Genomic DNA, 20,749 nt, shown 5'->3' with positions numbered 1-20,749 from the left:
AGGCATAAGCGTGCTTGACTGCAAGATCGACGGATCAAGCAGGTAGGAAACTAGGACTTAGTGATCCGGTGGTTCTGTATGGAAGGGCCATCGCTCAACGGATAAAAGGTACTCCGGGGATAACAGGCTGATACCGCCCAAGAGTTCATATCGACGGCGGTGTTTGGCACCTCGATGTCGGCTCATCACATCCTGGGGCTGTAGTCGGTCCCAAGGGTATGGCTGTTCGCCATTTAAAGTGGTACGCGAGCTGGGTTCAGAACGTCGTGAGACAGTTCGGTCCCTATCTGCCATGGGCGTTGGAGATTTGAGAGGGGCTGCTCCTAGTACGAGAGGACCGGAGTGGACGAACCTCTGGTGTTCCGGTTGTCACGCCAGTGGCATTGCCGGGTAGCTATGTTCGGAAGCGATAACCGCTGAAAGCATCTAAGCGGGAAGCGCGCCTCAAGATGAGATCTCCCGGGGCACAAGCCCCCTGAAGGAACCATGTAGACTACGTGGTTGATAGGTCAGGTGTGTAAGTACAGCAATGTATTGAGCTAACTGATACTAATGATCCGAGAGGCTTGACCATATAACCTCAAGTTGCCTTGGCTTTACGACAACGTCGTAAGAGCATCCAAGTGCACGCTACGTCACAAGAACTACGAGAGGCAGGCGCCTTATCCAGCTGTATCGGATGGCGACGCTCCAACCGCCTCCCTGGTGAAATTAGCGCTGTGGAACCACCCGATCCCATCCCGAACTCGGAAGTGAAACGCAGCTGCGCCGATGGTAGTGTGGCTCAAGCCATGCGAGAGTAGGTCATCGCCAGGGTTTACACCCAAAACCCCGCTGCTCACGCAGCGGGGTTTTTCTTTGTGCGCGCGAAATGCGGGTAGTGCCGGCCGCTGGCCGGCAACCCGATGGCGTTACATCGCCCGTTAGATCCAGGCCATACGCGGATAGTCTCCGCGGGCAGCCACAGCGCCAACCAAGGTTGGCGTCTACCGAGTGCAGCCGGACCAACAGTAGGTCCACGCCATGCGTGGATGGGCTGTCCCTGCGAAGAGCGGTGCCAACCCCGGCAGCAGGCCAGACAGTGCGCGTCGCTGTGATTGCCGGCCAGCGGCCGGCATTACCAGTAGATCCACGCCATGCGTGGATGCCCTCCGTGAGGAACCACGGCGCCAACCAAGGTTGGCAGCTACTGGCAGCAAGGCCTACGCAACAAAAAGACGGCGCCCTGCGGGCGCCGTCTTGATCAGGATCGAACTGAAGGCCCGGATCAGGCGGCCTGCGATACCTCGTGCGGTTCCTGCTGACGGAACACCGACACCGCCTCGGTAAGCGTACCCGCCTGCGATTGCAGCTCGCGTGCGGCCGCGGTGGCTTCCTCCACCAGCGCGGCATTCTGCTGTGTGGCCTGATCCATCTGCACTACGGTCTGGTTGATCTGCTCAATGCCGATCGACTGCTCCTGCGACGCCGCGGAAATCTCGCGCATCAGGTGGCTGACATCCTCCACGCCGCCAACAATGCCCTGCATGCGTTGGCCGGCGTCAGCTACCAGCTGGGCACCCTCACCCACCTGGCGGCCGGCTTCGTCGATCAGCTTCTTGATCTCCTGGGCCGCCGCCGCAGAGCGCTGCGCCAGTACCCGCACCTCGCTGGCCACGACCGCGAAGCCTCGGCCCTGTTCGCCGGCGCGTGCCGCCTCCACGGCTGCGTTCAAGGCCAGGATATTGGTCTGGAAGGCAATGCCGTCGATGACGCCGGTGATGTCGCCGATCCGCTTCGAGGCACCTTCGATGGCCTGCATGGTATTCACCACCCGCTGCATGGCTGTGTTGCCGTCACTGGCAGCGCTCTGCGTGGAAGCTGCCAACGCACTGGCCTCACGCGCATGGGCGGCGTTCTGGCGCACGGTGGCGGTGAGTTCCTCCATCGATGCTGCGGTCTCCTGCAGGTGCGCGGCCTGGCGCTCGCTGCGCTCGGACAACGCGCCGTTGCCGGCGGCAATCTCGCTGGCGGCGGTACTGATCGACGCCGCACATTCCTGGATGCGACCGACCATGCGTGCCAACTGACCGGCCGTGGCATTCGCATCGCGCTGGATGGCAGCGAAAGCGCCGTGATACTCGCCGTGCATGCGCCGGTCCAGATCGCCATTGGCCAGTGCCGAGAGCATCTGCCGCACTTCGTTGACGGTGCTGCCGAGCGTATCGAGCAGCTGGTTGATGCCACCGGTCAGCCCATCGAGGAAACTGGCACCTTCAGTGGCCTGCAGGCGCTGGTCCAGATCACCGGCCGCTGCCGCTGCGACGATGCCGGCCACGGCGTTTTCCAGCGCGAGTTCATGGGTGCGGTCATGCCATTCCACGGCGAAGCCCAGGCGCGCGCCCTGCGCATCGAACACCGGGGTGACCACCTGCGCGAAGTGCACCGGGCCGATCTGGACCTTGCCGTTGTGCGTGACCTGCAGGCCGTTGAGGATCGCGCGGATGCGATCCGGGTTGGCGTGGAAGCGGTGGATGCTGCTGCCGACCAGGCGCTCGGCATCGAAGTCGGGGAAGGCCTGGCGCAGTGTTGCCTGCTGGTTGCGCAGCAGGGCCACCACCGAGCGGTTCACGTAACGGATCACGTGGTCGTTGTCGGCAATCATCATCGCGGTGCGCGAGGCATCGAGCGCCTGGCGGATCTGCGCATTCTCGGCATGCGCTTCAGCCTCGCGCCCACGCTGCGCCTGTACGTGGCGGGCGGTATCGGCCAGCGCATGGGCCAGCGAACCGGGTGCATAGGCCGCAGTATCTGCATGTGCGCTCAGATCGGTGCCCGTCGCGATATCGCGCGCCAGTGCCGCCAGGCGGCGCGGGCCGTGGCCAAGCGCCTCGGTCTGCTGGCGCAGGCGCAGCGCGACCTGGCCGAGGAACACGGTCAGGCTGGCGAACAGGCCCGCCTGCAGCAACGTCGGTCCCACGGCTGCGCCGTGCAGCAGCGGTACCAGCAGGGCGAGGGTGCCAGCACCACCGGCCAGCCATACCGGCAGGCGATCGCGGTGGCTGAGCAGCACGCCCAGCAACAGCGCAATCGGCAATGCCGGTGACAGGCTGACGATCGCGCACAACAAGGCCAGCTGCAGCGACAACAGCAATGCCAGGCCATTGCGGGCGACGGCCCGGCCCGCCTGTGGACCGGCCAGCCAGAGGGCGGGCAGTACGGCGGCCGCGGCCAACGCAGCGCCCGGTACGTGGGGCCCACGCAGGGCCAGCACGAGGCCAGCCACGGCCAACGCCGCGCTGCCGATCAGCAGTCGACGGTCAGCGCGGCGCGCGAGCTGCTGCAGATGCGGCATGCGGGCGGTATCGGGGGGACGGGAGGATGCAACGGACATCGGCGACTCCTGGATCAGCAAACGACAACAGCCACGCCGCGGCACACGCAGGAGTGCGTGAGCAGGGCGCGAGCCGGGAATTCGGGGAATGCGGCGCGATCAGCGACGCGGAGACGGGACACCGTGGCCACATCCTGTGGGTGACGGTGCAGCAGAGCGGGCATGCGGACTTCCTTGCAGAACCAGACACACGCCGCAGGCCCGACCGGACCTGCGTGCTGCGGACGCAGGGGCCCGCAACTGATGTATCGGCCGCAAACGCGCGGAGTGAAGCGCGCGGATACGTTTGCTCAGCCGGCGTTGCCGTTGCTGAAGAAGTGCAGGATCACGCCCGCGATCTGTTCCGGGTCTTCCATGTGCAGGTGATGGTTGCCGGCAAACACCGCCAGACGGCCATCGCGCAGGTGCTGCAGGCGATCGCTGCGCATCGGCTCGGGATAGTACGACTGCGCCGGTGTGGCGTAGATCACCTGCGTCGGGCAGGCGATGGCCTGCAGCAGGTTGTCGATCTGGCCTTCGCTGAGGCGGATCGCAGTGGGCAGCATCAGGCGCGGGTCGCTGCACCAGCGGTAACCACCTTCGACCGGCTCCACGCCGCGCTCGACCAGCAGCCGTGCACAGCGCTCGCTGAGCTGGTTGGTCATCATCCGCGCGCGGATCGGCGCGGCGAGGTCGGGGAACACGCGCAGCTGCTTGCGTGCCAGTGCGCGCGTGGCATTGACATGCTCGCGCAGGCGGTTGGCGGTTTCTTCCTCAGGACCACGCAGGCCGCCGAGTGCTTCGATCGCCACCAGCCGTTCGACACGGTCGCTGACCGAGGCGGTGAGGCTGGCGATGCCGGCGCCCATCGAATGGCCGAGCAGGCTGAAACGGTCCCAGCCCAGCGCGTCGGCGACGTCGAGTACGTGACAGATGGCGGCGGCCGTGGTGTAGCTGGCACCGGCCGGCAGATGCGCGCTGTGGCCGTGGCCGGGCAGGTCGATGGCCACCAGCTGCAACGACGACAGGTGCGGCGCCAGCGGCACGAAGCTGGCCGCGTTGTCGAGCCAGCCATGCAGGGCCAGCACGCGCGGGCCATCACCGTGGTTGCGCAGGCCGGCGACGCGCGCGCCACCGACCTCGAGTTCAAACGGTTGCAGACTCATGCCAGCGAGGCCACGGCCAGCCGCGCAAGCGCACGCGCGTGCTCCGGTTCGGCGTTGAGGCAGGGGATGTAGCGCATCGTCGCGCCGCGCTCGGCCAGTGTTTCGGTGAAGCCCAGTGCCACTTCTTCCAGCGTCTCCAGACAGTCGGTGGCGAAGCCCGGACACACCACGTCGATCTGCTTCACGCCGGATTCGGCCAGCGCCCACAGGCTGGGCTCGGCATACGGCTGCAGCCACCGCTCGCGGCCGAAGCGCGACTGATAGCCCATCTGCCAGTCGTCCCTGCCCAGCTCCAGCGCCTTGGCGATGGCCTGCGCACTGGCCTCGCAGCGCTGCGGATACGGATCGCCGGCATCGGCCAGACGCTGCGGAATGCCGTGGAAGGAGAACATCAGTTTCTGGCCGCGACCGTGCTGTTCCCAGTAGCGGCGGATCGAGCCGGCAACGGCGTCGACCCAGCCCGGATCGACCGAATAGTCGCGCACCAGGCTGACGGTCACGCCCGGATTGCGGCGCTGCCAGGCATCGACGCGGTCTTCGACCGAGGCGGTGGTGGTGGTGGAGTACTGCGGGTACAGCGGCAGCACCACGATGCGGCGCGCACCGTCGGCCGCCAGCCGGTCGAGTTCGCTGGCCAGCGCCGGTTCGCCATAGCGCATTGCATGGCGCACCGTCAGGGTCGGCAACAGCGCTTGCATGGCCTGCGCCAGCTGGCGCGTATGCACCATCAGCGGAGAGCCCTCCGGCAGCCAGACCTGGGCGTACTTGGCCGCTGAACGGCTGCTGCGCAGCGGCAGGATCAGTCCGCGCAGCAACGGCTGCCACAGCAGTGCCGGGATCGAGACCACGCGGGGGTCGGACAGGAATTCAGCCAGGTAACGGCGTACGGCGGGGGCCGTCGGCGTCTCGGGCGTGCCTAGGTTGACCGCCAGCACGGCGGTATCGGGTGCGTCGAGCATGAGCGGTATTGTCGCCGATCCGGTGCCGCGCCGGGATGCAGGGTTCGGATTGCAGGCATAGCGCGCATCAATGTGAGCAGGGAACGCTCATTGGGGATTCATGACAACACTACTAATTTCAGTCACTTGCTATATCTTCCTATGGACTGACTTCTGGAGCCTGCCATGCGTCGCCCGATCCAAGCCCTGCTGATCGCCGCCAGCCTGCTGTCCAGCCAGGCCATGGCCGGACCGCAGGAAGACCAGCGTGCCCGCAATGCCGTGCGCGTGCTGGCTGAAATCCAGGAAATCCCTGAACAGGGCATTCCGGACAAATTGCTCGACGAAGGCCGCGCGGTCATCGTCATTCCCGACACGATCAAGGCCGGTCTGGTCATTGGCGGTCGTCGTGGCCACGGCCTGATGTCCGTGCGCATGCCCAACGGTGCCTGGTCCAACCCGGTGTTCGTGAAGCTCACCGGCGGCAGCATCGGCTTCCAGGCCGGCGTGCAGTCCTCCGATGTGGTGCTGGTGTTCCGCAACGACCGTAGCCTGGACAACCTGGTCAACGGCAAGTTCACGCTGGGCGCCGATGCGGGTGTCGCCGCCGGCCCGGTCGGCCGCAATGCCGCCGCCGCCACCGACGGTCAGCTGAAGGCCGAGATCTGGTCCTGGTCGCGCGCCCGCGGCCTGTTCGCCGGTGTCGCCCTGGATGGTGCGGTGCTGCAGATCGACGATGCCGCCAATCTGGACGCCTACGGCAGCAACACCACGCCGCGCATGATCTTCGAAGGCCGCGCGGCCGGTTCGCCGTCGATGGATGTGGTCACGTTCCGCGACCGCCTGGAAGAGGCCACCTACGCCGCGCGTAACAACCGCAGCGGCAACGGCGGTAGCGCGCCGCGCCCGGCAGCGGCCCCGGCGGTTGCTCCGGCGCCTGTTCAGGCAGCGCCGGCCGCCCCGGCCGAAGCCACTACCGCACCGCTGCAGAACGTGCCGCAGAACCCGCCGCCGCAGCAGCAGGGCTTCCAGCCGGTCAACGACGGCGAGATCCGCACGGAAACGCTGGGCGGAAACTGACTTTCGTCACGCGCGCCGGCTGACACCCGGTGCGCTATGCTCGACAGCCTGATCACTAACGTAACGAGCGTCTTTATGGGCAGTTTCAGCATCTGGCATTGGTTGGTCGTGCTGGCCATCGTCCTGCTGGTGTTCGGCACCAAGCGCCTGACCAGTGGCGCCAAGGATCTCGGTTCGGCGGTCAAGGAATTCAAGAAGGGCATGCGCGACGAGGACAAGCCGAACGCGCAGCTGGGCGATGAATCGCGCAGTCAGGACGCCTCGCGCGCCGCGCAGGACGAGCACGACCGTAACGCTCGCTGATCCGGAGCGGTCGCGGTGTTTGATATCGGCTTCAGCGAGCTGCTGGTGATTGCAGTGGTCGCCCTGGTGGTGCTCGGTCCCGAGCGCCTGCCCAAGGCGGCCCGCTTCGCCGGCCTGTGGGTGCGACGTGCCCGTAATCAGTGGGATTCGGTGAAACAGGAACTGGAGCGCGAACTGCAGGCCGAGGACATCAAGCGGCAGATGCAGGACGTGCGCCAGGGCATGCAGGACACCGAGAACCAGCTGCGCGCCAGCGGTGAAGCGATCCGTCGCGAAGCGCAGGAGGCCCAGCAGCAGGGCGATACGCTGGCGCAGGAAGTACGCGCGCCGGCGCCCGCAGATCTTCCGCCGCACATGAGCGCCGTGCCCGACGCCGATGCGCCGGCACAGGAGAGCGTTGCTCCCGAGCCGACGCCGGCGACACCCCCTGAAGCCGGTGCGCCGCCGCCGCAGAGCAGCCCGGAGCGCCAGCCATGAGTGAACAGGATTTCGGCGAAAGCTCGCTGGTTGAGCATCTGGTGGAACTGCGTGGCCGCCTGGTACGCGCATTGCTGGGACTGGGCGTGGTGCTGCTGGGCCTGCTGCCGTTTACCCAGAAGCTCTACAACGCACTGGCCGAACCGCTGGTCTCGCAGCTGCCGAACGGGCAGACGATGATCGCCACCAATCCGGCCGGTGCCTTCTTCGCACCGCTGAAGCTGACTTTCTTCGTGGCCCTGTTCGTGGCCGTGCCGTGGCTGCTGTACCAGCTGTGGGCCTTCGTCGCGCCCGGCCTGTATGCGCGCGAGAAGCGCCTGGCGGTGCCGTTGCTGGTGTCGTCGGTGCTGCTGTTCTACGCCGGCTGCGCCTTTGCCTACTTCCTGGTGCTGCCGGCGGTGTTCCACTTCCTCACCACCTTCAGCCCGGACGTGATCGCGATCACTCCGGATGCGAACGCCTACCTGGACTTCGTGCTGGCGATCTTCTTCGCTTTCGGCGGCAGTTTCGAACTGCCGGTGGCGATGGTGATCCTGGTGCTGCTGGGCTGGGTGACGCCGCAGCAGTTCAAGGAAGGCCGCGGTTACGCGATCGTCGGCATCTTCGTGGTGGCGGCGGTGCTGACCCCGCCGGACGTGGTCTCGCAGCTGATGCTGGCGATCCCGATGTGCCTGCTCTACGAACTGGGCATCCACGCCGCACGCTGGCTGGTGCCGTCGTCGGTAGTGAAGAAACCCGCCGCCTGAAAGAAGAAAAAAAGGGGACGGAGGGGATTAAGTCGTTAGCTGCACACACTGGGCATAAACGACTTAATCCCCTCCGTCCCCTTTTTCCGTCAGGCGTGGAACACGTCGCTTGAGGTCGGCGTGGTCGGGATCGGCGGCGCCGCGCGGCTGCCGCGATGCACGAACATCTGCTTCCACGCGGCGTAGACCGCGCCGACATACAGCGGCATCAGCACCGTGGTCAGCACCAGCTGGGCGATGAAGGCCGCAGCCAGCGGGCCACCGATCAGCATCGCGACCTGGATCACGATCACGAACAGGATGTACATGCAGAACGCGGCGATCAGGCCGAGCGCGGCGAACACGAACATCGCGCCGATGTTCTCGATGCAGCCCTGCAGGCTCAGGCGCAGCGCATGCATGCCGCTCTGCTTGTCGAACACCACCAGCGCCGGCTGGGTGAACATCGCCAGCGACAGCGCCACCGCGCTCAGGAACACCAGCAGCATCCACAGCGCGATGCGCTTGGCCGGCAGGTTGGCGACCAGCGCGGCCGCGTCGTCCGGCTTGATCTGCTGGCCGCTGCGGCTGATTTCTTCCATCTTGGTCATGACCTCGCTGAAGGCGGTGAAGCCCTCGCGGCCGATCATCATGAACAACAGCGCGCCCAGCAGCAGGACCGCCAGCACCTGGATCGCCAGCGGCACCAGCAGGTGGCTGACGCGGTGGTCGCGGATCGGCTGCAGCAGGTGCGAGGCCAGGCCCGGGCGGCCTTCGTCGATCTCGCCCACGGCATACAGCATGCCGCCGAACATGATCGGCGAAATGGCCAGGGTCATGAGCTGTACTGCCATGCCGGCGGCGCCGGGAATCAAGGTCGACAGCAGGGTCACCACCCAGCTCACCAGCAGCCAGGTCAGGCCGATCCGGGCCAGCTGCAGCGGCGCACGCCGGTACAGGGAGAACGTATCCAGCAACCACTGGGCGCCCGCCGAGGCCGGCAGCTTGCGAATCTCTTTCATGGACATCCGGGAAGGACAGGAGGGGGCCGGGCGGCTGCCCGTGCCGCCGATTATCCCTGTTTTGCCACCGGCTGGGCTGAAGACAGCCGCGCCTGGCGGACGAAGCGGCGCAACAGCTGGCGGGCCAGCGGTGCGGCGCTGACCGCGCGCTCGATGCTGCGGGCGCAGCCGCCGTGGCGGCCGATGCAGTCGGCGCGGGCGCGCACGTAGCCGCGCATGTGGTGGGTGGCGAATTCCGGATGGAACTGCACGCCCCAGGCCTGGCGCCCCCAGCGGAACGCGTGGCAGCCATCCAGCGGCGAGCGTGCCAGCACCTCGGCACCGTCGGGTGCGCGCAGCACGGTCTGCAGGTGGGTGGCGTGGGCGGCAAAGTGCTGCGGCAGACCCTGGAACAGCGGATCCTGTGCCGCCTGTGGCTGCAGCTCCAGTTCGATCGTGCCGGACTCGCGCCCGGCCGGGTTGTAGGCCACCTCACCGCCCAGCGCATGCGCCAGCAGCTGGTGGCCGTAGCAGATGCCGAACACCGGCAGGTCGTCGTGGGCGGTCTGGCGCAGCCACGCCGCGCTGCGCTCGCTCCAGTCGGCGTGGTCAGTAACGAAGGCGGCCGAGCCGGTCACCAGTACCCCGGCAAAACCGTGCGGATCGGGCAGGGCGCCACCGTGTTCGACATCGACCACCACCGTCTCATGTTCCTCCAGCCCGGCGGCGACGCGGATCCAGTGCGGAAAGCGCCCGTAGCGGCGCAGCGACGGTACCGGGCGGCCGGTTTCAAGGATCAGGAACGGGGCTGGGTTCATCCGGGGGCGGCAGGACTGACAGGACTTCCTCGATTGTAGTCAGCCCCTGCGCCACCTTTTCAAGCCCGGCCTGGCGCAGGGTTCGCAGCCCTTCAGCCCGCGCGGCACGGGTGAAACCGGCCAGGTCCATGTCGGCGCGGATCTGCCCGCGCAGCCGCGAACCCAATGGCAGCAACTCATACAGCCCGATGCGGCCGAGGAATCCGGTGCGCCGGCATTCCAGGCAACCGACCGGCCGACAGGGCGTGGCGGCATCTGGATATGCAGCCTGGCTATCAGCCAGCACCGCCCAATCGGCCGCGCCGAGGCTGTGCGGCTGCTTGCAGTGCGGGCACAGCGTGCGCACCAGGCGCTGGGCGAGGATGCCGTTGAGGGTGCTGGCCAGCAGGTAATGCGGCACGCCCAGGTCGAGCAGGCGGGTGACCGCCGAGGGCGCGTCGTTGGTATGCAGGGTGGACAGCACCAGGTGGCCGGTCAGCGAGGCCTGCACCGCCATCTGCGCGGTCTCCAGGTCGCGGATCTCGCCGATCATGATGATGTCCGGGTCCTGCCGCAGCAGGGTGCGCACGCCGCTGGCGAAGTCCAGGTCGATGTTGGCCTGCACCTGCATCTGGTTGAATTCGGGCGCGATCATCTCGATCGGGTCTTCCACCGTGCAGACGTTCACGTCCGGCGTGGCCAGCCGCTTCAGCGTCGAATACAGGGTGGTGGTCTTGCCCGAGCCAGTCGGGCCGGTGACCAGCACGATGCCATGCGGGCGCTCGACCAGCGCATTCCAGCCGGCGGCCTCCTGCGGGCTGAAACCGAGCTGGTCGATGCTCTTGAAGGCGGCATCGGGGTCGAAGATGCGCATCACGCACTTCTCGCCGAAGGCGGTGGGCATGGTCGACAGGCGCATCTCGACTTCGCGGCCGCCCGGCGAGCGGGTCTTGATGCGGCCGTCCTGCGGGCGCCGGCGTTCGGCCAGGTCCATGCGGCCGAGCACCTTGATGCGACTGACCACCGCGGTCATCACCGCCGGCGGTACCTCGAACACCTTGTGCAGCACGCCGTCGATGCGGAAGCGCATGCGCCCCATTTCGCGGCGCGGCTCCAGGTGGATGTCCGAGGCGCGCTGCTCGTAGGCGTACTGCAGCAGCCAGTCCACGATATGCACGATGTGCTGGTCGTCGGCATTGACGTCGCCGGTGCGGCCCAGCTCCACCAGCTGTTCGAAGCTGGGCAGGGTGGTGCTGGCCTCGCCGCGCACGTCGCCACGGGCGCCGCGCACCGAACGGGTCACCCCGTAGAACTCCATGGTGTAGCGGTGCAGGTCCAGCGGGTTGACCACCGCCAGCTCGATGCGGCGGCGGGTCAGGTGCTGCAGGTCGCGGCGCCATTCCTGCACCAGTGGCTCGCTGGTGGCCACCAGCACGCGCTCGGCATCCACCGCCAACGGCAGGAAACGGTGGCGGCGCGCGTAGGCATGGGAGACCAGCGCGGTGACCGCGGCGACGTCGACCCGGGTCGGGTCGATGCGCAGGTAGCGGCTGCCGGTGCGCTGCGCCAGCCACTCGGTGAGGCGCTCCAGGGTCAGTTCGCCACCGCCGTTGGCGGCCAGCTTGAGGTTGGACAGCAGTACCAGCGGGTGCACTTCACTGGCGTTGCGTGCGCCCTGCGCGGAAAAGCGCATGCGCTCGCGGTCCTGCTCGGCCACCAGGCCATCGGCGATCAGGGCCGCGGCAATCTGCTCGAACTGCAGCCGTCCCCACGGCAGCGGTACGCCGCCAGCCTCGCCGGGCGTGCCCACCGGCAGCCGATGTTCCATCTGCCTGCTCCTCCCGGGTACGGAATGCCCCGCAGGTCGGCCGTTATACTAACGCACCCCCTTGCCGGCCAAGACTCGTACGCATGTCCGCGACCCCGACCGTTCCGATCACCTTCCAGGGCCTGATCCAGACCCTGAACCAGTTCTGGGCCCAGCAGGGCTGCGTGCTCATCCAGCCGCTCGACCTGGAGGTGGGCGCCGGCACCTTCCACCCGGCCACCTTCCTGCGTGCGATCGGTCCGGAGAGCTGGAACGCGGCCTACGTGCAGCCCTCGCGCCGCCCGACCGACGGCCGCTACGGCGAGAACCCGAACCGCCTGCAGCGCTACTACCAGTACCAGGTGGCGATGAAGCCGGCGCCGGACAACATCCAGCAGCTGTACCTGGATTCGCTGAAGGCGCTGGGCATCGATCCGCTGGTGCACGACCTGCGCTTCGTCGAGGACAACTGGGAATCGCCGACCCTGGGCGCCTGGGGCCTGGGCTGGGAAGTCTGGCTCAATGGCATGGAAGTGACCCAGTTCACCTACTTCCAGCAGGCCGGTGGCCTGGAGTGCCGCCCGGTGCTGGGCGAGATCACCTACGGTCTCGAGCGCCTGTGCATGTACCTGCAGAACTGCGACAACGTCTACGACCTGGTGTGGACCTACGGCCCGGACGGCCAGCCGGTGACCTATGGCGACGTCTACCACCAGAACGAGGTGGAGCAGAGCACCTACAACTTCGAATACGCCGACGTGGAAGAGATGTTCCACCGCTTCGACGCCTGCGAACGTGAAGCGCAGAAGCTGGTGGAAGTGAACCTGCCGCTGCCGGCCTACGAGCAGGTGATGAAGGCCAGCCACACCTTCAACCTGCTCGATGCGCGCCGCGCGATCAGCGTGACCGAGCGCCAGCGCTACATCCTGCGCGTGCGCGCGCTGGCCCAGGCCGTGGCTAGGGCGTACTACGAGCAGCGCGAGAAGCTGGGCTTCCCGGGTGCGAAGAAGGCCTGACGGCCGCTCCCCCCCTTACTCCGGGGCGCCGGACGCGTCGCGCGCTGCGCCCCCACCACAGGATTGAAACGATGAGCCAACTGTCCCCCCTGCTGATCGAACTGGGCACCGAGGAGCTGCCGGTCAAGGCGCTGCCGGGCCTCGCCCAGGCGTTCTTCGATGGCGTTGTCGACGGCCTGCGCAAGCGCGGCGTCGCGCTGGAACTGGGCGATGCGCGCCCGCTGTCGACTCCGCGCCGCCTGGCCGTGCTGCTGCCGGGCGTCGGCCTGGAACAGCCGGAACAGCACAGCGAAGTGCTGGGCCCGTACCTGAACATCGCGCTGGATGCCGAAGGCCAGCCGACCAAGGCCCTGCAGGGCTTCGCCGCCAAGGCCGGGATCGACTGGACCGCGCTGGAAAAGACCACCGACAACAAGGGTGAGCGCTTCGTGCACCGCGCGGTGACCCCGGGCGCGAGCACCGCCAGCCTGCTGCCGGAGATCCTGCGCGAGGCGATCGCGGCGATGCCGATTCCCAAGCCGATGCGCTGGGGCGACCACGCCTGGGGCTTCGCGCGCCCGGCGCACTGGCTGGTGCTGCTGCACGGCGCCAACGTGGTCGAGGCCGAACTGTTCGGCCTGCAGGCCGGCCGCGTCAGCCGTGGCCATCGCTTCCACCATGACCAGGCGGTGTCGCTGGCGCAGCCGCAGGACTACGTTGAAGCGCTGCGCGCCGCGTTCGTGCTGGTCGACCCGAGCGAGCGCCGCGCGCGCATCGTCGCCGAGGTCGAGGCCGCTGCGGCCAAGGCCGGTGGCAGCGCCCGCATCACCGACGACAACCTGGAGCAGGTGGTGAACCTGGTCGAATGGCCGTCGGCGGTGCTGTGCAGCTTCGAGCCCGCGTTCCTGGCGGTGCCGCAGGAAGCGCTGATCGAGACGATGGAGATCAACCAGAAGTTCTTCCCGGTGCTGGATGCCGCAGGCACGCTGACCGAGAAGTTCATCGGCATCGCCAACATCGAATCGAAGAACGTGGCCGAAGTGGCCAAGGGCTACGAGCGGGTGATCCGTCCGCGTTTCGCCGATGCCAAGTTCTTCTTCGACGAGGACCTGAAGCAGGGCCTGGTGTCGATGGGTGAGGGGCTGAAGACGGTGACCTACCAGGCCAAGCTGGGCAGCGTGGCCGACAAGGTGGCGCGCGTGGCTGCATTGGCCGAAGTGATCGCACCCCAGGTTGGCGCCGATGCCGCGCAGGCCAAGCGGGCTGCCGAACTGGCCAAGAACGACCTGCAGTCGCGCATGGTCAACGAGTTCCCGGAGCTGCAGGGCATCGCCGGCCGCCACTACGCCGTGGCCGGTGGCGAATCGGCCGAGGTGGCGCTGGCCATCGACGAGGCCTACCAGCCGCGCTTCGGTGGTGATGACATCGCGCTGTCGCCGCTGGGCAAGGTGCTGGCCATCGCCGAGCGCGTCGACACGCTGGCCGGTGGCTTCGCCGCAGGCCTGAAGCCGACCGGCAACAAGGACCCGTTCGCGCTGCGCCGCAACGCGCTGGGCCTGGCCCGCACGATCATCGAAAGCGGCTTCGAGCTGGACCTGCGCGCGCTGCTGGCCAGCGCCAACGCCGGCCTGGCCGCACGCAACGTGCAGGCCGACGTTGGCGAGCTGTACGACTTCATCCTCGACCGCCTGAAGGGTTACTACGGCGACAAGAACGTGCCAGCCACGCACTTCAATGCGGTGGCCGAACTGAAGCCTGTCTCGCTGTATGACTTCGACCGCCGCCTGGACGCGATCGGCACCTTCGCCGCGCTGCCGGAAGCCGAGGCGCTGGCTGCGGCCAACAAGCGCATCCGCAACATCCTCCGCAAGGCTGAAGGCGACATTCCGGCCCAGATCGACCCGGCGCTGCTGCAGGAAGACGCCGAGCGCGCGCTGGCTGAAGCGGTCACCGCGGCCATCGACGACACCGGCGCCAGCCTGCAGCACAAGGATTACGTGGCTGTGCTGGCGCGCCTGGCCCGCCTGCGCCCGCAGGTCGACGCGTTCTTCGATGGCGTGATGGTCAATGCCGAGGATCCGGCGCTGCGTGGCAACCGCCTGGCGCTGCTGACGATGCTGGGCGAGCGCCTGGGCAAGGTGGCAGCGATCGAGCATCTGTCGAGCTGACGCCCGTATCGGTAGTGCCGGCCGCTGGCCGGCATTGCCACCGCACATCGGATCGGTCTGTGGGTTGCCGGCCAGCGGCCGGCACTACCGGATCACCGCTGGCGGATGTCCATCGGGGTCATTGCCGGCATCGCGCACGATGCCGGCATCCTCGGCTGCGATCACGACGATCGCCACAAAGGCGCGTATTTTGACCGCCACTTAACAACCGATCCCCAATGACGTGATGCATTTCGCATCGTCACCTTCGGTCGGTATGCTGTGCCGCATGCAGCCAAAGAAATACGCCCTGCCGCTGATGGTCCTGTCGCTGGCCGCCACCTCCGTGGCCCACGCGCGCGGCACCATCGACAAGGTGGACATCAAGGGATTGGACAAGGGCGACGACGCCGCAATCATCGAGAACATCCAGGAATCGCTGTCGCTGTACGACACGATCGGCAAGGAACAGGGCGAATCGCGCCTGGAGTACCTGCTGTCACAGGCCGAGCGGCAGACCCGCCAGGCACTGGAACCGTTCGGGTACTACAACCCGGTGATCAAGGTCGAGGCGCCGCGCGAGGACGAGCACGTGCGCGTGCTGATCCATGTCGACAAGGGCACCCCGGTGACCGTCCGCCGCGAGCACATCGACATCACCGGGCCGGCGATGTACGACCAGTACCTGCAGGACGATCTGGCCGCGTTCAAGCCGCGCAAGGGCCAGCGTTTCGAACATACGCAGTACGAAGCCAGCAAGATCACCGTCACCCGCCGCCTGGCCGAACGTGGCTATTTCGATGCCGACTACACCCAGCGTCAGGTGCAGATCACCCGTGCCGACAACGCCGCCGACATCGACCTGACCTGGGACAGCGGCCGCCGCTACAACATGGGACCGGTGCGTTTCGAGCAGGACTACTTCGTCGACAAGCTGTTCGATCCGCTGGTGTACTGGGAACAGGGCAGCTACTTCCACGAGGGCAAGCTGGACCGGCTGCGCGAGTCGCTGACCAAGCTGGACTACTTCAGCGTGATCGACATCCAGCCGCGGCCCGACCAGGCCGATGCGAACGGCGAAGTGCCGGTGGATGTGAAGCTGACCCGTGCCAAGCGCACCATCTACACCGCGGGTCTGAGCTACGGCAGCGAAAGTGGCCCGGGTGTGCGCGGTGGCATCGAACGGCGGTGGCTGAACAACCGCGGCCACAAGATGAACACGCAGCTGGACTATGCGCAGAAGCGCAAGAGCCTGGTCACCAGCTACCGCATTCCGGCCTTCAACTGGCTTGATGGCTGGTACACCTTCGCTGCCAGCGCCTACGACGAGCAGACCGACTACATCGACCTGCGCAACTTCAAGCTGATCGCCAGCCGCAGCGGTGAGATCAACGAACACTGGACCGCGATCGCCTCGATCAACGCGCTGCGCGAGCGCTGGCGCTATGCCTCCGGCACCGAATTCACCGACGCGGTCTACAACACGTCGACGCTGGTGTACCCGCAGATGGTCGCCGACTACGTCAACGTCGATGACGAACTGTTCCCGCGCAAGGGCATCAGCGGTACTGCGACGATGCGTGCCGGCGTTGAAGGTGCCGGTTCGGACACCAGCTTCGTGCAGGCCAATGCCGTGCTGCGCTGGTACATCCCGGTGGGCGAAAGCAACCGCCTGATCCTGCGCGGCGAGGGTGGCACCACCTGGACCAGTGATCTGGTGGCGATGCCGCCCAGCCTGCGCTACTTCGCCGGTGGTGACCGCAGCATCCGCGGCTATGCCTATCGCGAGGTGGGCCCGCGGACCCCGGCACCGGACAAGTACGCGCTGGGCGCCAAGAACCTGGTGATCGGCTCGGCCGAGTACGAGCACTACTTCAATGGTGGCCCCTGGGGTGCGGCGGTGTTCGTCGATACCGGCAGCGCCTTCGACAACACCATCGATCTGCATACCGGCGTCGGCTTCGGCGTGCGCTGGAAATCGCCGGTGGGCCCGGTGCGCGTGGATATCGCGCATGGCCTGAACAACCCGGATTCGCAGTTCCAGCTGTACCTCAACATCGGAGCGGACCTGTGAGTACGCCCGCACCCACTCCGAACCCGACCACGCCGCCGCGCGTGCGCTTCTACCGCCGCCGCCGCTTCTGGGCCTGGTCCGGTGTGGGCGTGCTGGGCCTGGTGCTGCTGGCCCTGCTGGCGGTGTACTGGCTGCTGCAGACCGTGGCCGGCCGTGACGTGCTGCTGGCGCAGGTGGTGGCACGGCTGCCGGTGGGCGCCAGCTTCACCTGGGACAAGGTGGACGGCCCGGTGGCCGGTCCGCTGACCCTGTACAACGTCGACTTCCGCTACGACGACATCCATTTCCACGCCGAGCGCGCCCATCTGGAGCCGGACCTGCGCCCGCTGCTGGGCCGCAAGCTGCTGCTGGACAAGCTGGAACTGACCAACGCGACGCTGAACCTGGCCAAGAGTGACGAGCCGTTCAAGCTGCCGTCGTGGCCCGATTCGCTGCCGCAGATCGAAATGCCGTTGGCGATCCAGGCCGATGCCATCGCCATCGACGGCTTCCGCATCAGCCAGGCCAACGAGCCGGTGATCGACATCAGTCGCGTGCGCGGCGGCATCGAGATCGCCAATGGCGAGTTCCAGGCACACAAACTGGTGGTGGACAGCGACATGGGCAATTTCACCGCCCAGGGCCGCTACATCCCGGCCAAGGACTACGACACCGATGTAACCGTCACCGCGGTGCTGCCGGCGCCGCGTGGCCGCACGGCCGCCACCGTCGGCCTGGTCGCCCGCGGTGACCTGTCGCACATGGAAGTGGCCGTAGCCGGGCGCGCGCCGAAGCCGCTGCACGCGATGCTGGTGTTCGATGGCCGCACCGATCCGAGCTGGAGCGCCAGCATCCGCAGTGACGAGCTGGATCTGGCGCTGCTGTCGCCGGCACTGGCCAGCTCGGCGATCGCGCCGCTGGCACTGGACTTCACCGCCGCCGGCAAGGGCGGCAACGCCAACCTGCGTGGCAAGGTGAAACAGGGCGATCAGGAACTGGAACTGGCACCGTCGGTGGTGTCGCTGCAGGACCAGGTGCTGAAAGTCTCACCGCTGCTGGTGAAGGGTCTTGGCGGTGAGGCGCGGCTGGAAGGCACCGCCGATTTCAGCCAGGAAGACCAGCAGAAGCTCAACTTCTCGGTGGTCGCACATGACCTGACCTACGTGCCAGCGGCGGACCCGAACACCGCCGGCAGCGCCCCGGTGCCGGTCACCTTGAAGGAAGCACGCTTCGGCCTGGCCGGTACCCTGAAGGCCTGGGCGGCGATCGGCCGCGCCGAGGTCGAGCGCGACGCGCAGAAGGCACAGCTGCACTTCGATGTGCGCGGCAACGATCAGGCCGCGTCGATCCATCAGCTGCAGGCGCAGACCCCGGGTGGCCAGCTGCAGGTGGAAGGCCAGGTGGCGTGGGCACCGCAGCTGGACTGGGATGCCAAGGCCACGCTGAAGGACTTCGACCCCGGCTATTTCGTGCCGGGCTGGAATGGCCGCCTGTCCGGCAACCTGGCCTCCAAGGGCCGCCAGCTGCCGCCGCCGGCAAACGCACCGCCGGGTACCGCCGGCACGTTGGAAGCCACGGTCGATCTGCCGTCGTTGAAGGGCGTGCTGCGTCAGCGCAACCTGGACGCACAGGGCAAGTTCGCGCTGCAGGGCGCGCAGGGCCAGGGTGACCTGAAGCTGTCGCTGGGCAGCAGCCGGGTGACCGCTTCGGGCAAGGTCGGTGACCGCCTCGACATCGATGCGCGTTTCGAACCGCTGCAGCTGAGTGACCTGCTGCCGGGCGCCGATGGCGGCCTGCGTGGCCAGGTACAGGTGAAGGGCCCGCGCGATGCGCCGGACATCACCGCCGACCTGGTCGGCAACAACCTCAACTGGGACGGCTACGGCGCCGAGAGCGTGAGCATCAAGGGCCACCTGCCGTGGCGTGGCGACAGCGGCACGCTGGCGATCCAGGGCCAGCAGGTCAATGCCGGCATGCTGCTGGAACGCTTGAATGTGGATGCGCAGGGCAGTGTCTCCAACCTGCGCCTGGCCGCGCAGACCCGCAACGAGATGGGCGCGATCGAGCTGCAGGGCAGCGTGCGCCAGCAGGGCGCGCAGTGGCGCGGCGAGCTGGCCGCGCTGCGCATCGCACCGGTGAAGGGCGATGCCTGGTCGCTGCGTGCACCGGCGGCGTTCGCGATCAACGGCAGCAACTACACGCTGGGCGAAGCCTGCCTGGCCGCTGCCAGCAGCGGCACACTGTGCGCACACGCCAACTGGCCGCGCGAGGGCCTGGTGGTGCGCAGTGATGCGCTGCCACTGGCGCTGGTGCAGCCGTGGTTGCCGCCGCAGTCCGGCCGTCGCATCTACCTGCGTGGCGATGTCAGCCTGGATGCGCAGATCCGCCCGCGCGGCAACGCCTGGGAAGGCCATGTGGAAGTGCGCTCGAAGGAAGGCGGCGTGCGCCTGGGTGAGAACCGCAATGCCGTGGGGGACACCACCCGTGGCGAGCTGGTGCGCTACGACCAGTTCTCGCTCAAGCTCGACATGACCCCGGCCAGCATCAAGGGCTACCTGGGCATGGGCTTCCAGGGCAACGGCTTCGTCGACGCCAGGATGCAGACCGGCTGGGAAGCCAGCGCACCGCTGAACGGCGAGCTCTACCTCAACATGTCGCGGCTGTACTGGCTGGAGCTGTTCTCGCCGGACATCGTGCGACCGACCGGCCTGATCGAAGGCCACGTCAGCCTGCGCGGTACGCGTGGCCAGCCGTCGCTGGGCGGTGACGCGCAGCTGAGCAACTTCAAGGGTGAATTCCCGGCACTCGGCCTGACCTTCGACCAGGGCAAGGGCAGCTTCGTGGCCCAGCCCGATGGTTCGGCCAAGATCACCGCGCAGGCCAACTCCGGCCAGGGCACGCTGTACGTGGATGGTGGCCTGTCGTGGTTCGGCGATGCACAGCCGCTGCAGTTGAAGATCCACGGCGACAACGTGCTGCTGTCCAACACCAGCGAGCTGCGCATCGTCGCCAATCCCAACCTCGACTTCACCCTGGCCAAGGCCGCGATGGAGCTGCGTGGCACCGTGCACGTGCCCGAGGCCGACATCGATCTGGAGCGCCTGGACCGCGGCACCTCGGTGTCCGAAGACGTGGTGGTGCTCGACCCGGCCGATCCGGAAGAGTCGCGTACCTCGCCGCTGGACATGGAGCTGACGGTCAGCCTCGGTGACAAGGTGAAGATGACCGGCTTCGGCCTTAAGGGCGCACTGACCGGCAAGATGCAGGTCTGGGCCAAGCCTGGCCGCGAGATGACCGCCAATGGTGGGCTGGAAGTGAGTGGCCGCTACAAGGCGTACGGGCAGGACCTGACCATCACCCGCGGCAACCTCACCTGGAACTACAACGCGGTGTCCGACCCGCGCATCAACATCCGTGCCGAGCGCCGGATCGGTGATGTCACTGCTGGTATCGACGTGACCGGGCGTGCGCAGCAGCCGCGTGCGGACGTGTGGTCTGACCCGGCGATGTCGCAGTCCGAAGCCCTGGCTTATCTGGTGCTGGGACGCAGCCTGACCGGCGCCAGCAGCGACCAGACGCAGCAGGTCAATGCGGCCTCGGCGGCATTGTCGGCCGGCAGCGGCCTGCTGGCCTCGCAGCTGGGTGCCAAGCTGGGCCTGGACGATGCCGGCGTGAGCCAGTCGCGCGCGCTGGGTGGCTCGGTGATCGGCGTCGGCAAGTACATCTCGCCCAAGCTGTACGTCGGTTACGGCGTGTCGCTGGTCGGTGCCGGTTCGGTGATCACGCTGAAGTACCTGCTGCGCCGCGGCTTCGACGTGGAAGTGGAATCGAGCACGGTGGAAAACCGTGGGTCGATCAACTGGCGACGGGAGAAATGACCAGGTCGGGGGCGGCACCCTTTCCTTGAA

The 20,749-nt window shown here is 67.2% G+C and carries 14 protein-coding genes and 2 rRNA genes (1 of these 16 running past the window's edge); 10 read left to right on the top strand and 6 right to left on the bottom strand.

What is annotated here, in order from left to right:
• Positions 1-574: ribosomal RNA gene (locus MG068_RS20735) — 23S ribosomal RNA — on the top strand; it begins 2,306 nt to the left of the window's first position.
• Between the two features lie 127 nt (positions 575-701).
• Positions 702-816 (top strand): 5S ribosomal RNA (gene rrf / locus MG068_RS20730).
• 451 nt (positions 817-1,267) lie between these two features.
• On the opposite strand, the gene MG068_RS20725 is transcribed toward rrf, so the two are convergent.
• The 3 genes from MG068_RS20725 to hemH form a co-directional block, all read right to left on the bottom strand.
• Positions 1,268-3,373: a methyl-accepting chemotaxis protein gene (locus MG068_RS20725; RefSeq protein WP_132811061.1), complete on the bottom strand. Its 2,106-nt coding sequence runs from the start codon at positions 3,371-3,373 to the stop codon at positions 1,268-1,270.
• A 290-nt stretch (positions 3,374-3,663) separates the two neighbouring features.
• Positions 3,664-4,518 (bottom strand): alpha/beta fold hydrolase, encoded by an 855-nt coding sequence (locus tag MG068_RS20720; RefSeq protein ID WP_049424296.1) that lies wholly within the window; start codon positions 4,516-4,518, stop codon positions 3,664-3,666.
• Entirely contained in the window at positions 4,515-5,477 is a 963-nt protein-coding gene (gene hemH, locus MG068_RS20715; RefSeq protein WP_032128451.1) for a ferrochelatase, read from the bottom strand. Before hemH ends, MG068_RS20720 begins: the two co-directional genes overlap by 4 nt.
• A gap of 165 nt (positions 5,478-5,642) precedes the next feature.
• Here hemH and MG068_RS20710 point away from each other — a divergent pair, with 165 nt between their 5' ends.
• From MG068_RS20710 to tatC, 4 genes are all read left to right on the top strand, one after another.
• Positions 5,643-6,536, top strand: a complete 894-nt coding sequence (locus MG068_RS20710; RefSeq protein ID WP_032128452.1) for a lipid-binding SYLF domain-containing protein — start codon at positions 5,643-5,645, stop codon at positions 6,534-6,536.
• A 75-nt stretch (positions 6,537-6,611) separates the two neighbouring features.
• Positions 6,612-6,839, top strand: a complete 228-nt coding sequence (gene tatA, locus MG068_RS20705) for a Sec-independent protein translocase subunit TatA (RefSeq protein WP_032128453.1) — start codon at positions 6,612-6,614, stop codon at positions 6,837-6,839.
• A 15-nt stretch (positions 6,840-6,854) separates the two neighbouring features.
• Positions 6,855-7,316: a Sec-independent protein translocase protein TatB gene (tatB, locus tag MG068_RS20700; RefSeq protein WP_032128454.1), complete on the top strand. Its 462-nt coding sequence runs from the start codon at positions 6,855-6,857 to the stop codon at positions 7,314-7,316.
• Positions 7,313-8,062 (top strand): twin-arginine translocase subunit TatC, encoded by a 750-nt coding sequence (gene tatC, locus MG068_RS20695; protein WP_006403544.1) that lies wholly within the window; start codon positions 7,313-7,315, stop codon positions 8,060-8,062. The genes tatB and tatC overlap by 4 nt, the downstream gene beginning before the upstream one ends.
• 89 nt (positions 8,063-8,151) lie before the next feature.
• Here tatC and MG068_RS20690 read toward each other — a convergent pair whose 3' ends face one another.
• Genes MG068_RS20690 through MG068_RS20680 form a run of 3 tightly spaced genes read right to left on the bottom strand, consistent with a single transcriptional unit; the run spans position 8,152 to position 11,667 of the window.
• Positions 8,152-9,063 carry a BPSS1780 family membrane protein gene (locus MG068_RS20690; RefSeq protein ID WP_012512520.1) on the bottom strand — a complete coding sequence of 304 codons (912 nt, stop codon included), beginning with the start codon at positions 9,061-9,063 and terminating at the stop codon, positions 8,152-8,154.
• Between the two features lie 50 nt (positions 9,064-9,113).
• A complete protein-coding gene (locus MG068_RS20685) occupies positions 9,114-9,860 on the bottom strand; it encodes a glutamine amidotransferase (RefSeq protein ID WP_132811060.1) in 747 nt (248 codons plus the stop codon).
• A complete protein-coding gene (locus MG068_RS20680; RefSeq protein WP_132811059.1) occupies positions 9,832-11,667 on the bottom strand; it encodes a GspE/PulE family protein in 1,836 nt (611 codons plus the stop codon). The genes MG068_RS20685 and MG068_RS20680 overlap by 29 nt, the downstream gene beginning before the upstream one ends.
• Before the next feature lie 83 nt (positions 11,668-11,750).
• On the opposite strand from MG068_RS20680, the gene glyQ reads away from it, so the two are divergent.
• The 4 genes from glyQ (at position 11,751) to MG068_RS20660 (ending at position 20,719) form a co-directional block, all read left to right on the top strand.
• Positions 11,751-12,662, top strand: coding sequence for a glycine--tRNA ligase subunit alpha (gene glyQ, locus MG068_RS20675; RefSeq protein WP_132811058.1), 912 nt, complete (start codon positions 11,751-11,753; stop codon positions 12,660-12,662).
• Between the two features lie 71 nt (positions 12,663-12,733).
• Positions 12,734-14,809 carry a glycine--tRNA ligase subunit beta gene (gene glyS, locus MG068_RS20670; protein WP_132811057.1) on the top strand — a complete coding sequence of 692 codons (2,076 nt, stop codon included), beginning with the start codon at positions 12,734-12,736 and terminating at the stop codon, positions 14,807-14,809.
• 256 nt (positions 14,810-15,065) lie between these two features.
• Positions 15,066-16,862 (top strand): autotransporter assembly complex protein TamA, encoded by a 1,797-nt coding sequence (locus MG068_RS20665; RefSeq protein WP_080291770.1) that lies wholly within the window; start codon positions 15,066-15,068, stop codon positions 16,860-16,862.
• Complete coding sequence (locus tag MG068_RS20660) at positions 16,859-20,719, top strand: translocation/assembly module TamB domain-containing protein (RefSeq protein ID WP_132811056.1); 3,861 nt, start codon at positions 16,859-16,861, stop codon at positions 20,717-20,719. The genes MG068_RS20665 and MG068_RS20660 overlap by 4 nt, the downstream gene beginning before the upstream one ends.
• Positions 20,720-20,749: the final 30 nt, after the last annotated feature.

Origin of the sequence: Stenotrophomonas sp. ASS1, from assembly GCF_004346925.1 — a bacterium.
Taxonomy (GTDB): Bacteria; Pseudomonadota; Gammaproteobacteria; order Xanthomonadales; family Xanthomonadaceae; genus Stenotrophomonas; species Stenotrophomonas maltophilia_A.
The sequence above is the reverse complement of the archived record's forward strand: the minus strand, read 5'-3'. Positions and strand labels throughout refer to the sequence as shown.

What these genes read in the sequence shown, in the direction of transcription:
- hemH (WP_032128451.1), bottom strand. Translation starts at nt 5,477, where the DNA reads ATGCTCGACGCACCCGATACCGCCGTGCTGGCGGTCAACCTAGGCACG.
- MG068_RS20710 (WP_032128452.1), top strand. Translation starts at nt 5,643, where the DNA reads ATGCGTCGCCCGATCCAAGCCCTGCTGATCGCCGCCAGCCTGCTGTCC.
- tatC (WP_006403544.1), top strand. Translation starts at nt 7,313, where the DNA reads ATGAGTGAACAGGATTTCGGCGAAAGCTCGCTGGTTGAGCATCTGGTG.
- glyQ (WP_132811058.1), top strand. Translation starts at nt 11,751, where the DNA reads ATGTCCGCGACCCCGACCGTTCCGATCACCTTCCAGGGCCTGATCCAG.
- MG068_RS20690 (WP_012512520.1), bottom strand. Translation starts at nt 9,063, where the DNA reads ATGAAAGAGATTCGCAAGCTGCCGGCCTCGGCGGGCGCCCAGTGGTTG.
- MG068_RS20680 (WP_132811059.1), bottom strand. Translation starts at nt 11,667, where the DNA reads ATGGAACATCGGCTGCCGGTGGGCACGCCCGGCGAGGCTGGCGGCGTA.
- glyS (WP_132811057.1), top strand. Translation starts at nt 12,734, where the DNA reads ATGAGCCAACTGTCCCCCCTGCTGATCGAACTGGGCACCGAGGAGCTG.
- MG068_RS20665 (WP_080291770.1), top strand. Translation starts at nt 15,066, where the DNA reads ATGCTGTGCCGCATGCAGCCAAAGAAATACGCCCTGCCGCTGATGGTC.
- MG068_RS20685 (WP_132811060.1), bottom strand. Translation starts at nt 9,860, where the DNA reads ATGAACCCAGCCCCGTTCCTGATCCTTGAAACCGGCCGCCCGGTACCG.
- tatA (WP_032128453.1), top strand. Translation starts at nt 6,612, where the DNA reads ATGGGCAGTTTCAGCATCTGGCATTGGTTGGTCGTGCTGGCCATCGTC.
- MG068_RS20725 (WP_132811061.1), bottom strand. Translation starts at nt 3,373, where the DNA reads ATGTCCGTTGCATCCTCCCGTCCCCCCGATACCGCCCGCATGCCGCAT.
- MG068_RS20720 (WP_049424296.1), bottom strand. Translation starts at nt 4,518, where the DNA reads ATGAGTCTGCAACCGTTTGAACTCGAGGTCGGTGGCGCGCGCGTCGCC.